We start from the raw sequence: 13,152 nt of genomic DNA on the forward strand, positions 1-13,152 counted from the left end.
CCGTACGCAGAAGGACCCATGCCCGGTACGTGTTCTCGCCAGCCTGCCGGGCGAGGCTTTCCCAGCCCTTGGCCGAGGCCGCATCCGCGAACCGGACCTCCCAGTGCCCTTCCGGCGCGGGCGGGGCGGCCCGGTCACCCCGGCCGGGGGTCACGCGACCTCCCTGGGGTCCGGCACCGGACCGTAGTCCTCACCGTGATCCGTGGTGAGGGCGGCCAGCAGCTCTGGGTCCGAATGCACTTCTGCCGTGTGCTGCCACTCGACGAGTAGTTGGGCCACGGAAGCGTTGTTGCCGACGGAGTCGGCAGCGCGCATCGTGTCGACCAGTTCGACGGCGAACGCGTGGAGGTCCGTCTCCGGCAGGAAGCGCACCCAGGGGAAGGCGTCGGGCAGGAGATCGAGGAGGAGCTCCATGCTGCCGGGCCCACGGCGGGCCATGGCCAGCAGCATGCGGGTGGCGGCGGAGACGACCGTGCGGTCCTGCTCGGCGCGGCTCGCGGTGGTCAGGACCAGGTCCTCACCGTCGCGGCGCCGGAGCAGCAGGCTACGGGAGCCCTCCAGCCGGGCGAGCGTCCGCCGGTTTCTGTTCACCAGCTCGGAGAAGTGCACGGAGGCACCGTCGGTCGACATGACTTCGAAAGTACTTCGAAAGTCCGCCGACGGCTACGGACGAGGCCCTTCTTCACCCGAAAGCGGCGCCCCGCCCGCCGCTACCGCCCGAGCACCCCCCGCCACTCCCCCACCGCCGAGGCCGCTACCGGCCCCGCCCACCCCTGCGGCCGCGCCGCTCCCCCGATGTGGAAGGCCGTGATGCCGGCGGCCAGCAGTTCGGGGAGGTGGGTGAGATGCAGCCCGCCGCCGACCATGAGGACGGGTTCGTAGCCCGGTTCGGCGGTGTGGGTGAGGGCGGCCTCGGCGAGGAGGGTGGGGAGGCCGTCGGTGACGCCGGTGGGGGAGCCGGCGGTGAGGTAGGTGTCGAGGCCGGGGAGGTCGGTGAGGTGCTTGCGGAGGGATTCGCGGGAGGCGGCCCGGTCGATGGCTCGGTGGAAGGTCCAGCGGGCCGGGGCCGGGTCGGCGAGGACGGCCAGGAGGGCGTCGAGGGCGCGCAGGTCGGGGCCGCCGGTCTCGTCGAGGAAGCCGAAGACGAACTCGTCGGCGCCCGCGTCGCGCAGGGCGCGGGCGGTCTCGGTGAGGGCGCGCAGGTCGGCGGCGGTACCGGCGGAGAAGCCGTCGGAGGCGCGGAGCATCACCCGGACGGGCAGCGGGACGGCGGCCCGGACCTCGCGGAAGGTGGCGAGGGAGGGGGTGAGGCCGTCGGCCGCCATGTCGGTGACCAGTTCCAGCCGGTCGGCTCCGCCTTCGGCCGCCGCGACGGCGTCCCGTGCGTCGAGGGCGATCACCTCCAGGAGGGCGCGCTTGTTCATGGGTGACCCCTATTCCGACCGCCGGTTCCGACGACCACCGCTGCCTGTCCCGCTGACCGGCAACACGATGAGCAATGTGTCAAGTATGGGCAATACAGACATACCCGACCAGTACGTGCCGCACGCGGCGCGATAGGTCTAGTCCAATGCACCACCCTACGCGGCGCGAGGCCGCCACGGCAGGGTGACTCCGGACAGAGCCGGGTCCGGCGGCCACAATGGGGCCATGGCCTCCGTATCCGCCGGGCCCGTCCCGGCCGCCGACCCCCGCCCCGCCCTGGTCGCCCGCTGGGTGGCCACCGTCGACGCCGTACGCGGGCCGGACGTGGCGGGTCCGGCGCCCGAGCCCTACGCCGAGAACCTGCTCGGCCGGTGGGACGAGCCGCAGCGGGCGTACCACACGGTGGCGCACCTTGCGGCGGTGCTCGACCGGATCGACCTGCTGGCCGCGCACTCCTACGCCGAGGACATCGAACTGGTGCGCCTGGCCGCCTGGTTCCACGACGCGGTGTACCTGCCCGAGCGGGACAACAACGAGGAGCGCAGCGCCCGCCTCGCCGAACGCGCCCTCGCCGAACTGGGCCTGGACGAACGGCGCGTGGCCGAGGTGGTCCGCCTGGTCCGCCTCACCCTCAGCCACGACCCGGCCGACGCAGACGGCAACGGCGCCGTCCTGTGCGACGCCGACCTCGGGGTGCTGGCCGGCAGCCCCGAGGAGTACGCGGCGTACGCCTCGGCGGTGCGCACCGAGTACGGCTTCGTGGAGGGCGAGACCTTCCGGGCCGTCCGCGCCGAGCTGCTCCTCCAGATGCTGGAGCGGCCCGCGCTGTTCCGCACGGAGTACGGGCACCGGCACTGGGAGGAGCAGGCCCGGCAGAATCTGCGAACGGAGCTGGATCTGCTGGTGATGTAGGCCCCGTTGGGCGGTCGGGCCGCCGTCGGGCGGTCAGGTGGTGAGGCGGCGTCTGGTCCCGGCGGCCAGGAAGGTGGCGCCGAGCAGGAGCAGGGCGAGGAGCGGGAAGTACGGGCCAGATCCAGACGGCGGGCAGCACCAGCCCCGTCACGGCGTCGAGGGGCAGGGCCAGTCCGGCCGCGGTCAGCGCGGCGGCCACCGCCCACCACCACGGCGAGACACCGCACCAGGATGCGGACCTCCCCGGCGAGGGGAGGGGCTCCCTTCCGGACGGTCCCCCCGTGTGGGCGGGACTACCGCGTGGTGCACACCCAGGTGATCCACCGGCCACCGCCGGCACGGGCGATGGCGTCCCGGGTGGCCGCGCCCGAGCTGTCGCCGCTCCCCCCGTGGTACCGGCGGGTCGAGGGGTTGTAGGCGACCGCCCCGCAGCTGTTGACGAAGGTCACCAGGACCTTGCAGTCGCTGCGGTTGCAGCTCTTCAGCGCGGCCGCTCTCGCCGCGTCCCGGGTGCGGTGGTCCCACGCTCTCTTGGCCACGCCGTCCGTGTTCACCGCGATGGCCCCGTAGTAGGACGGCGGGGGCTTGGGCGGCGGGGGCTTGGGCGGCGGAGGCTTGGGCGGCGGGGGCTTGGGCTTGGGCGGCGGCGGGGGCGGAGTCGTCCGCGTGCGCGTGGGGGCCGGCCGGGGCGGGGGTGGGGCGGGGCGGACCGTGGTCGGGGTGGGGGCGGGCGCCGGCGGGGCGGGGGCGGGCCGGGCCGTGGTCGGCGACACGGCCGGGGTGGCGCCCGCGGAGGCGCCGGGGGCCGAGGCGGTGTCGTCGTCCTGCGCCTCCAGGACCAGCAGCGCCGCCAGGCCCAGGACGACGGCGACAGCGACCCCGACGCCCTGGGCCCGGCGGGGCGGCGGGGTGCCGGCGCCGACGCCGCCAGGCGGAGCGCCGGTACGGGGCCGGCCCGGGCGCGCGTTGCCCCGGGCGGGTCTGGTGGACGCCCTCCTGCCCGCGGCCTTGAGCGGTGCGGTCCACTGCCCCGGTTCCGGCCTGGCCGCCGGATCGTGGCCGAGGCCCGCACGCGCCAGCCGGCCCAGCTCGGGACCGTACGAGGCCAGGGCGGCCGGGTCGGTGGAGGTCTGGTGGCGCCCGAGCAGCCGTACGGCGAGCAGGGCCAGCTTGTACGCGTCGCTCGCGGGGGTCGCCTTCCGCTCTCCGGAGGGGACCTCCCAGTCGGGCGTCTCGGCCTGGGGCAGCGCGGTGGCGCCGCGCAGCCTCACCGCGTCGCAGTCGATGAAGAAGCAGGCGGGGCGCGGAGCGGTGGTGAAGAGGAGGTTCTTGGGGGACAGATCGCCCACGGTGACGCCCATGGTGTGGAACCGGTCGAGCGTCTCCGCCAGGTCCGCCATGAGCAGGAACCTGTCCCGGTCGCTGACGACCAGCCCGATCCCTGCGACGTAGGCGTCGTCGTTGAGCAGGTACTCCAGGTTCGCCAGGTGCCGCCCCACCACGGTGTTCCCCAGGCCCCGCAGGTCGAACGTGAAGCGTTCGGGTACGGCCCGCATCAGGAAACCGCAGGTGACGCCCTGCCTGCGAACCACCGCGGCGGGCCAGGCCGTTCGCTCGCACAGCCACTGCCCCTGCGCCGCTGTCGACGCGCCCGGCAGCCCCACCAGTGTCTCCAGCGCGGCCACGTCGAGCTGGGAGAGCACGGGCGGGGCGTACTCCTTGTAGACGGCGTCCCAGCCGCCGCCCCGCGGGGGCGTGACCCTCTTGTTGGTCACCTCGTACACGGTGCCCTGTCCGCCCTGGCCGAGCCGCCTCCCCAGGGCGAGCGTGCCGTGGTCGACGACGGGGACCCCGCCGGCTGTCACGGCTCCACCGCCGCGGTGCGGGGCCAGAGCACGAGGAGGGTGCGGTCGTCGTCGAAGGTCGCCCGGGAGAAGTCCAGGAGGTGGGCGAGCCACGGCGGCGACGGCGGCTCCGGCGCGCCGAGGTGCCCGGCGAACAAGGCGCCGACCTGCCCGTCGCCGTCACCGAGGGGGTCACCGAAGCCGTCGGTGCCGATCAGCAGGGCCTGACCGGGCACCGGGTGGACGGCCGCGGACGGCAGCGGGTCCGGCACCTGGGGCAGCGGACGCACCTCGTTCGACACCACGAGGACGTCCGCCCCGGTCTTCGTCTCGAACAGCGCCTGGTACGTGCCGTCCGCGAGGTCGAGCAGCCATGCCCCGGAGTCGCCGATCCGGCCGATGTCCACGGTGCTGCCGGCCGGGCCGGAGTACGCCACTCCGAGGACGAGCGTCGTCGCGTACCGGCCGGTCACCTCGCCCGGTCCGGGCTCCCGGCCGCCCGCCTCCCCCCTGGCCAGCTCCCACAGCCGTGCGGCGGCGTGCTGGGCGACCTCGCGCAGGTCCACCGGGCCCGGCTGGCGGGTCAGCAGCTCCAGCATGCGCCGGACGACCGTGCGGCAGACCTCGGCCGCGCCCACTTCGGCGTGCGAGGCGCTCGACACCCCGTCGGCGACGGCGAACACCACGCTTCCGGTGGGTTCGTGCACGGCGGCGCGGGCGGCGTCCTGGCGGGGCTGACGGTAGTAGCGGTGTTTCGCGCCCCGGACGGAGGCGAAACGCAGGGTGAACCGCGGCGTCGACCAGCCGTCGCACTCGGTGTCGGGAACGCCGTGGGCGGACGGGCCGGACGGTGGCCGCGCCTCGAACCCGGGGCCGGGCTCCCCCACCGTGAGGCGCCGCCAGGGCGGCGCGGGAGGACCGACGGTGGGCGGGGCCGTGGGTCTGGGCGGGATGACGGGCCCGGGAACACGGCTGTCCGCTCCGGGGCCGGGAACGTGCGGGCCCGGCCCTCCCATCAGCCGACCTCGTCGATCGCCATGGTGAACTGGTCCGGGCGGTTCACCACCAGGTGCGGGTCGCCCGAGTTCAGCGCCTGGCCCGTGGCGACCAGGCTCGCGGTGAGCGCGTGGAAGAACTCGGCGACGGCCCTGCCGACGTCGGTACCGGACTTGGCGACGAACGCGAACTCCTTCCGCGTCGCCACCTCGACCATGGTGGACGCCTGCGCGTCGCCGATGCCGCACGCGACGATGTTCGGGGCCGTGGGCGTCCGCGCCTTGTCGGTGAGCGTGCCGTGCGGGCCGCGCCAGGACCCTCCGTCGGTGGGCTGCCCGTCGCTGAGGAAGAACACCACCGGGCGGTGCACCTTGTACCCCTCACCGCGCAACCGCTGCACGTCGTACGGAACGCGCTTCAGCAGGTCGTCGAAGGCCGCCCGGTAGTCGGTCAGGCCCCGGATGGCCACCTCGGGCAGGCTCGTCGCGGAGCGCATGTCGGACATGGCCAGCCGTACCTGCACGTCGTCGGAGAAACCCAGCACGGTCAGCCGCAGTTTGGCGGAGAGCATCGGCTCGGCCCGCAGTCCCTCGCAGAGCGAGGCCACTCCGCCCGCGAGGTCGCCGCGGTACGGCGCCATCGACCCCGACTCGTCGACCAGTACGTACGCCGGCAGCAGGACACCTCGTGGTTCCGCCATGCGGATTCGCCCCCGTTTCGCATGTGGTCGTGTTGTTTCCACGAATGTGGCACCAGGTGGACAAGGACGACGCGCGTCGTCCCGTTTCTTCGCGCAATCTCCATCACCTGCCTGTGTGAGTGTGCCCGCTCCAGGCCGTGGGCACGAGGGGGTACGCCTCGCGGAGCCGACGGACGGCGTGGTGCAGGGCCGTGGCTGTGTGCGCGAGCTCGGGCGGCGTCCGGCCTTCGTGGGTGAGAGCGCGGTAGAAGTCGACGGTGAGCCGCTGGGCGGACCGGTCGCCGACCGGCCACAGCGTGCCGACGACGTGCGGGTAGCCGGCGAGCTGGAAGGCTCCCGTGAGGTGCAGCGCCTCGTCGGCGAGCCGGGTCCGGGTGGTGGAGCAGGCGGAGAGGTAGGCGAGTCCGCCGCTCAGTCGCAGGGCGGCGACGTCGGACACCGTCAGCGGGTCCCGCCGGTGGTCGGGGAGGAGCAGGGTGCCCTGCCAGGGATCGATCCGGGCGGGCCGGTAGTGGCAGGCGAAGTGGGCGACCTGGTGGCCCGGGAGGGCGGCGAGCACGGAGGCGCGTGTCGGGTCCGTCAGGAGCGTGGCCCCGGGCAGCAGTTCGGCGAGCAGCCCGGCCTCGGCCGCGGCGCCCGGGAGGACTCCGGCTCCGGGCGCGTCCGCGACGGGGACGACGACGGTACGGACCGCCGCGCGGGGCGCCGGGGCGCCGCCCTCGTGGCCGGCCGCGCGGGCCCGGGCCAGACCCCGGACGGTGGCGGTGTAGGAGGAGACGACCCGGTCCAGCACCGTCCGGGGGGCGTGCCGGTGCGGCGAGTCGTCGGCGCCGGTCACGTCGCCGTGGTGCCCGGCGGCGTGCAGGGGCAGGTGCGCGAGATTGCCGACAGGGCACCACCACAGCCGGGGCCAGGGCCGGCCGGGGTCAGGGGGCCCGGTGTGCCCCAGGGCGGTGAGCACCGGTTCGGCGACGGTGTCCCAGAGCCAGGCGAGCACCTCCAGGACCTCGGCCTGGGCGGCGCGGCGTGCCGCGGGGTCCACATCCGGGTCGACGGACCGGTCGACGGCGGTCGCCAGTGCCTGGGCCTGCCGGGCGAGTTCGGGTTCGCGCAGCCGGTGGAGGGGCACCACCGTCACCGGGTCGTCGGGGTCTCCGGTCAGGATGAGCGCGTCGCAGCGCTTCACCGCGGCGTAGACGTAGACCACCGGGCCTTCGGCCGCCGCTGTGGTCAGGGCGGCGGCTCGCGGGGGCATGAGGAACTCCGCGAAGCCGTCCAGGGCGCGGACCCGGCGGAGCAGGGCGTGCCACGCCTGCTGGGTCTCCAGCCGGGCGACGGCCCGGGTCTCGGGTGTCACGGGTGAGTCCCCGGGCGCAGGGCCGGGGCGGGTGAGCGCCTCCTGCCGGTTCCGCAGGTCAGAGAAGGCGGCGGCGAGCCGGGGGGCGCGCGCACGGAGCCGGTCCAGGTCGGCGCCGGCGGCGGCGACGGGCTCGGCGGTCAGCAGGCCCCGTGACTGCTCCAGCAGTTCCACGGCCCGCGCGGGACTGCCGGCCGCCACGGCTGCCCCGGCCACGACCGGCGCGACCGCCCCGAGGCCGCCGAGCATCTGCCCCAGGTCGCCCACGTCCAGCGCCCCACCACCGAGCTGCGGGAGCAGGGCCACCAGCGCCTCGGCCGAGGCCAGTGCCTCCCTGGGCTCGGACAGTGCGGCGAGCAGACGGTGGGCGAGGATGCGCAGTCCGGGTTCGGCGGACTCGTCCGCGCCCACCGTGCGGGCGGCGGAGAGCGCCTCTTCGAGCAGACGGCCGTCGCCGGTCCGGGCGTGCAGCAGGTAGAGCACGCCGGCATGCTGGCTGAGGGCGGCGGAACTGTCCGGCCCGCCGGGGCCGACGCGCTCGGTCACCTCGCGGGTGTGTGCGACGGCCTCGTGCAGCGGGGCGGCGTCCCCGTCCCGTACGGCGGCGAGCACGAGCGCGGCGGCCAGCATGTGCAGGCCCTCCAGCGGCCGGAGCCCGTCGTCGCCGAGGACGGCGGCAGCCTCCCGGCAGACCTCGGTCGCCTCCTCCAGGAGGCGGGGATCGTCGTCCCAGAAGGCCCGGGTCAACAGCGTGTCGGCGAGCCTGTACAGCAGCCGGAGCCGGTACGGGTGGTCCCGGGCCAGCGTGGCCAGCCCTTCCCGGCAGACCGCGACCGCCTCGGCGATCTCCTCCGGCTTCCCGGTGCGGGCGTAGGACATCCGCAGTGCGGAGCTCAGATTGCCCAGGAACATCGCCCGGTGGGGGTGGTGCGGGGGAGCGGCCGCACACGCCTGCCGGCCGGCCTCGACCGCCGACCGCAGGGGCGCGGAGTCGCCGGTCTGCCAGGCCAGGGCCCACAGCGTGAGTCCGAGGGTGTTCAGGTGCTGGGCGTGGTGCGGATGGCTGGCGGGCGTGGCGGTGACGGCGGCGCGCGCGGTACGGACGGCTTCGCGCAGCACCGCGGCGGGGTCGTCCGTGTGGAAGGAGTGCCCGGACAGGGCGATCGCGAGGTTGCTCAGCGCGGTCGCCCGTTCCGGGTGGCCGCTCGGCAGCGCCTCCAGCGCCTTCCGCAGGACGGTGACGGCTTCCCGGGCGGGTTCGGGGCGGCCCTCGCCGCGCCCCAGCGAGGCCAGGGCCATCCCGAGGTTCATGAGCCAGCTGGCCGCGCTCACCAGGCCGGGAGACGCGGCGACCGCCCCGCGGTGGTGGGCGACGGCCTCCTCGGCGAGCGCCGCCCGCCCGGTGTGCTCGTACGCCCGGATCAGGACCGCTCCGAGATGGGACAGGGCGGCGGGCCGGGCCCCGTGGCCCTCCGGCAGGGCGGCGACCGCCTGGCGGCCGAGGGCGATCGCCTCCCGAAGGACGCGGTCCTCGGCGGCGACGTCGTGCAGGCGGAACAGGATGAACACCAGGTTGCTCGCCCGGGACGCGTGCCCCGGGGTGCCCGGGGGCGCGGCGGCGACGGCGCGCCGGGCGACCTCCGCCGCCTCGGTCAACGTCCGTGTGTCACCGGTGTGCTGGAACCGGCGGAGCAGGGCGTGGGCCAGCACGCCCAGGAACTCGTGGCCCGGGCCGGCCGCGGCCTCACGGGCGACGGCAACGGCCTCGGCCGCGGCCGGGCCCCCTTCGCCGGGGTCGGACGCGGACTCGGCCACCGCGCACAGGCACACGGCGAGCTGGAGCAGACACCTGGCACGGTGCGACGCGTCGGCGGCGGCGACCCCGTTCCGGGCGGTGGCGACCGCCTCACGCAGCAGCGGGAGGTCGTGTGCCTGACCGGCCGACGACGCGAGAACCCCGGCGAGCGTCCTGAGGGCCTCGCAGCGCTCCGGGTGGCCTTCGGGCGTCATGGCGACGGCCTGTCGCCCGAAGGCCACCGCCTCGTCGAGGTGCGCCTCGTCACCGGTGTGTCCGAACTGTGCGTCCAGCGCGCGGACGAGGAGCAGGAGGCGGTCGCGGTGAGCCGGGTCCCGGCCGGGTGTCGCGGACACCGCGAGCCGGAGCAGCGAGATCGCCTCGGCGCCCGCGGTGGCGTCCTGGTGCAGCTCCGCCCACCTGCTCCGCACGAGCCCGAGGGTGGCGCGGTACCGCACCAGGTGGGGGTGGCCCGGGCGGGTCGCGGCCACGGCCCGGCGGCAGGCGGTCAGCGCTTCGTCCAGCGCGGCCGTGTCGTCGTCCCGGACGGACAGACGGAACAGGGCGATGCCGAGGTTGTTGAGGAACATCGCGTGCTCGGGATGGAGCGTGACTCTCACCGCCTGCCGGGCGACCGCGACGGCCTCGTCCAGGGCCGTCGCGTCCCCCGTGGCCTCGTAGACCGCCCGAAGGGTGTGGCCCAGGTTGTTCAGCGCCATCGCCCGGTCGAGGCCCGTGAGGGAGGGGCCCGCCGCCGCGATGCGGAAGAGTTCGGTGGCACGGCGCAGCAGCGGGACCGCGCCGCTCCGTTCGTGGGCGAGGCCCAGGAGGAGGCCGTACTCCAGGGCCTCCTCGGCATCGGTCCCCTCGTCGCCCGCGTACACGGCGGCCAGTTCCTCGGGTACGGCTCCGGGGTCCACCGCGTGCACCGGTGCCAGCAGGCGTACGGCCTGGACCAGCTTCTCCTGGTCCACCCCGTCCTCCGCCTGGAAGCGCAGCCAGTGGTACCAGCCCAGAACGGCGGCGCTGGCGAAGTCGGGAGCCGGCCCGAAGACCGGGGTGAGCGCGTCGGCCGCGCTCGCGGCCTCGGCGGTGCACACGGTACGGAGGTCCCCCGTGGCACGGGCCGTTCGGACACGCCGCCGGAGATCCGCGAGCCACTCGTTCGGGTCGGGCATCACGTCCCTCTCTGTCCGCGTACACCTGGCTACAGGGCGGTACACTGCCAATCTTGCCCGGTTGCCGGGGAGTTGGCGGCTCGTTGGCGCGATGGGGAGGTGGGGGACCGTGAACGACGTGCGGGACCGGCTGGGAGTGCTGTGCGACCAGCTCACCCGGCACCGGACGATGGCGGCGGAGATCGAGGCCGCCGGCGCGGGGCCCCAGCTGGAAGAACTCCTCGGCCTCCTGCCCACCGCGCCCGACGCCTCCGGCGCCCCGGCCTCCACGGCACGGCTCGGGGCCCTGCTGGACGCCATCGAGGACGCCTGCGCCCGCCACGGCCTGGCCGACCTGGACGTACGCGGTCTCGAACACCTCCGGTCGGCAGACGCGCGGCTGCCTCCCGGGTTCGCGCTGACGCCGGGCGGCACCCCGGCGGCCGGGGCGGACCCGGTGGACGCCTGGGTCTGCCCGTGGAGCCACTGCGGCCGGGTGGTGTTCCCCGAGGAGGCGACCGCCCGGCCCGCCTGCGCGGCCGGCGGCACGCCGCTGCGCGCCTACCCGCCGCGCTGATGTCCGCGCTGCTCACCGGGATCGGTACCCGGATCGCGGAACGCTGGTTGCAGACCGTCGTCCTGGCCGGCCTGCTGTGGGTCGCGGCCCTGGTCATCTCCGTACGGCTCGGTCACGCGCACCCGTTCGACGCCGGCCGCCTGTCCGCGTGGCTGGACGAGATCGCCCGGGACCGGGCGGGACGGAGCTTCTCCGCCGTGGCGCTGGCCGTCGCGTCGGGGCTGCTGGCGGCCGGCGCCGCCGGTCTGGCGGCCGGAGCGCTCGGCGGGGCGTTCCAACGGCTGTGGGGCGCCACCGGTGCCGGGCCCCCGTTGTCCTGGGTGGTGCGGTGGCGCCGGCGCAGCCGGCGGCGACAGGCGGAGCGGGCCCGTCGCGCCATCGCCCGGACCTCCTCCGGCCGGCGTCCGGGCGGACGGCTGGCACACGCCTACGCCCGGCACGCGGCCCGCCGGCGGAAGCCTCAACGGCCCGAGCGCCCGACCCGGATCGGGGACCTCTTCCACCGAGCCGCGGTCCGGGTGCACCGGCGCCACGCGCTCGACCTGGAGCCGGCCTGGCCACGGCTCTGGGCCCTGCTGCCCGAAACCCTGCGCGCCGACATCACCGGCGCCCGCCAGGCGTACGACTCCGCCGCACGGCTGGCCGGCTGGGCAGTGCTGTACGCGGCACTCGCGGTGCTGTGGTGGCCCGGCGCGCTCGTCGCGGCCGCGGTCCTCGCCACGGCCGTCGGCCGCGCCCGCGTCGCCGCGAGCCTGCTCGCCACGCTCGTGGAGACGGCGGTCGACCTGCATCTGACGGACCTGGCGGAACGGCTGGGCGTACGGGGCGGGGAGGACACCCCGGCCGGCGAACTGGGCCGGGCGGTCGCACGCCGCCTCGCCTGACGAGGCCGTCGTGCGGGAACGGCACGGCGGACGCGGGGGTGCCCGCAGGGCCCCCGGCCCCCGCGCGCGGTCCTCCGCGGCACCGGGAATGCCGTCCCCCCGGCGGCCGTTGCCCCCACGTGTCCGATTCAGCTGAGCACCCTCGCGAGCCCGATCCCACCCGCACCCCCGCCCCCACGACCGCCCCGGAGCAGCCCGCCGCGCCCCCGGAGCGAGCCGGGCCCGACGCCCGCGCACGCATGCCCCTCGCCGTCTACGTCCTCGGGCTCGCCGTCTTCGCCCTCGGGACCAGTGAGTTCATGCTGTCGGGGCTGCTGCCGCCGATCGCGCGCGACATGGGCGTCACCATTCCGCAGGCGGGGCTGCTCATATCGGCGTTCGCCGTCGGCATGGTGGTGGGCGCGCCGCTGCTGGCGGTGGCGACGCTGCGGCTGCCGCGCCGGGTGACGCTGATCGCGCTGATCACCGTCTTCGGCCTCGGCCAGGTCGCGGGCGCCCTCGCCCCCTCGTACGGCGTGCTGTTCGCCTCCCGGGTGGTCAGCGCGCTGGCCTGCGCCGGGTTCTGGGCGGTCGGGGCGGCGGTGGCCATCGCGATGGTGCCGGTCACCTCGCGGGCGCGGGCGATGGCCGTGATGATCGGCGGGCTCTCCGTCGCCAACGTGCTCGGGGTGCCGATGGGCGCCTTCCTCGGCGACCAGTTCGGCTGGCGCTCGGCGTTCTGGGCGGTGGCGGCGGCCTCGGCGGTGGCGCTGATCGGGGTGGTGGCGCGGGTGCCGCGCATCCCGCGTCCGGCCGAGAAGCCGGTGCTGCGCATGGAGTTGGCGATCTACGCGGACCGGCAGGTGTGGCTGGCGATCGTCGCCACCGCCTTCGCCGCGGGCGGCGTCTTCTGCGCGTTCAGCTACATGGCGCCGCTCCTCACCGACGTGGCGGGACTGGCCGAGTCCTCGGTGCCGTGGGTGCTGGCGCTCTTCGGCGCGGGCGCGCTGGTCGGGACGGCGATCGGCGGACGGGTGGCCGACGCGCACCTCTTCGGCGTCCTGCTGAGCGGGATGGCGGCCTCCGCCGTCTTCCTCACCGCGCTGGCCCTGCTCTCCTCCACCGCCGCCTTCGCCGTCGCCCTCTCCTTCCTGCTGGGCCTCTCCGCCTTCTACACCGCCCCGGCGCTCAACGCCCGCATGTTCAACGTCGCGGGCGCCGCCCCCACCCTGGCCGGCGCCACCACCACCGCCGCCTTCAACCTCGGCAACACCGGCGGCCCCTGGCTCGGCGGCACCGTCATCGACGCGGGCCTCGGCTACCCGGCCACCGCCTGGGCGGGCGCGGCCATGCTCCTCGTCGGCATCGCGGCGGTCGCGCTGGCCCTGCGGCTGGGCAAGGGCGGTGGTCGCAGCAGGGTCGCGGCCCGCTCGGCCGGCCGGTCCCCGGACCTGCCCGAGCCGCAGACCGCGCCCGCCTCCGGCACCGCGTGAAACCCCTGCCGGTCCCGGCCGCAGCGCCTACCC

Annotated in this window: 10 protein-coding genes; 4 read left to right on the plus strand and 6 right to left on the minus strand. The window is 75.8% G+C overall.

The window, feature by feature from the left end; translation table 11 throughout:
• Positions 1-150: 150 nt before the first annotated feature.
• Together OIM89_RS12455 and OIM89_RS12460 are read right to left on the minus strand one after the other, a co-directional pair.
• A complete protein-coding gene (locus OIM89_RS12455) occupies positions 151-630 on the minus strand; it encodes a hypothetical protein (RefSeq protein ID WP_226964225.1) in 480 nt (159 codons plus the stop codon).
• An 80-nt stretch (positions 631-710) separates the two neighbouring features.
• Positions 711-1,424, minus strand: coding sequence for a copper homeostasis protein CutC (locus OIM89_RS12460; protein ID WP_151168517.1), 714 nt, complete (start codon positions 1,422-1,424; stop codon positions 711-713).
• A 226-nt stretch (positions 1,425-1,650) separates the two neighbouring features.
• Between OIM89_RS12460 and OIM89_RS12465 the strand changes: the two genes are divergently transcribed.
• Positions 1,651-2,337: a hypothetical protein gene (locus tag OIM89_RS12465; protein ID WP_257204466.1), complete on the plus strand. Its 687-nt coding sequence runs from the start codon at positions 1,651-1,653 to the stop codon at positions 2,335-2,337.
• 293 nt (positions 2,338-2,630) lie between these two features.
• Here the strand turns inward: OIM89_RS12465 and OIM89_RS12470 are convergent, their stop codons facing one another.
• The 4 genes from OIM89_RS12470 to OIM89_RS12485 all read right to left on the minus strand — a co-directional run bounded on the left by OIM89_RS12470 (position 2,631) and on the right by OIM89_RS12485 (position 10,129).
• On the minus strand, positions 2,631-4,202 hold the full coding sequence (locus OIM89_RS12470; RefSeq protein ID WP_264491265.1) for a DUF4189 domain-containing protein: 1,572 nt from the start codon (positions 4,200-4,202) through the stop codon (positions 2,631-2,633).
• On the minus strand, positions 4,199-5,068 hold the full coding sequence (locus tag OIM89_RS12475) for a protein phosphatase 2C domain-containing protein (protein ID WP_030697224.1): 870 nt from the start codon (positions 5,066-5,068) through the stop codon (positions 4,199-4,201). The genes OIM89_RS12470 and OIM89_RS12475 overlap by 4 nt, the downstream gene beginning before the upstream one ends.
• 128 nt (positions 5,069-5,196) lie before the next feature.
• Entirely contained in the window at positions 5,197-5,877 is a 681-nt protein-coding gene (locus OIM89_RS12480) for a vWA domain-containing protein (RefSeq protein WP_030697223.1), read from the minus strand.
• 103 nt (positions 5,878-5,980) lie between these two features.
• Positions 5,981-10,129: a CHAT domain-containing protein gene (locus OIM89_RS12485; protein ID WP_264491266.1), complete on the minus strand. Its 4,149-nt coding sequence runs from the start codon at positions 10,127-10,129 to the stop codon at positions 5,981-5,983.
• 187 nt (positions 10,130-10,316) lie between these two features.
• Here OIM89_RS12485 and OIM89_RS12490 point away from each other — a divergent pair, with 187 nt between their 5' ends.
• From OIM89_RS12490 to OIM89_RS12500, 3 genes are all read left to right on the plus strand, one after another.
• Entirely contained in the window at positions 10,317-10,763 is a 447-nt protein-coding gene (locus OIM89_RS12490) for a hypothetical protein (RefSeq protein WP_030697221.1), read from the plus strand.
• Positions 10,763-11,647: a hypothetical protein gene (locus OIM89_RS12495; RefSeq protein WP_030697220.1), complete on the plus strand. Its 885-nt coding sequence runs from the start codon at positions 10,763-10,765 to the stop codon at positions 11,645-11,647. The genes OIM89_RS12490 and OIM89_RS12495 overlap by 1 nt, the downstream gene beginning before the upstream one ends.
• A 239-nt stretch (positions 11,648-11,886) precedes the next feature.
• Entirely contained in the window at positions 11,887-13,119 is a 1,233-nt protein-coding gene (locus OIM89_RS12500) for a Cmx/CmrA family chloramphenicol efflux MFS transporter (protein WP_030697219.1), read from the plus strand.
• The last annotated feature ends 33 nt before the right edge of the window (positions 13,120-13,152 follow it).

This window comes from Streptomyces sp. BI87 (genome assembly GCF_025957665.1).
GTDB lineage: Bacteria > Actinomycetota > Actinomycetes > Streptomycetales > Streptomycetaceae > Streptomyces > Streptomyces albidoflavus.

Excerpts from the sequence above, each read along its gene's own strand:
- OIM89_RS12455 (WP_226964225.1), bottom strand. The coding sequence starts at position 630 with ATGTCGACCGACGGTGCCTCCGTGCACTTCTCCGAGCTGGTGAACAGA.
- OIM89_RS12460 (WP_151168517.1), bottom strand. The coding sequence starts at position 1,424 with ATGAACAAGCGCGCCCTCCTGGAGGTGATCGCCCTCGACGCACGGGAC.
- OIM89_RS12465 (WP_257204466.1), top strand. The coding sequence starts at position 1,651 with ATGGCCTCCGTATCCGCCGGGCCCGTCCCGGCCGCCGACCCCCGCCCC.
- OIM89_RS12480 (WP_030697223.1), bottom strand. The coding sequence starts at position 5,877 with ATGGCGGAACCACGAGGTGTCCTGCTGCCGGCGTACGTACTGGTCGAC.
- OIM89_RS12495 (WP_030697220.1), top strand. The coding sequence starts at position 10,763 with ATGTCCGCGCTGCTCACCGGGATCGGTACCCGGATCGCGGAACGCTGG.
- OIM89_RS12500 (WP_030697219.1), top strand. The coding sequence starts at position 11,887 with ATGCCCCTCGCCGTCTACGTCCTCGGGCTCGCCGTCTTCGCCCTCGGG.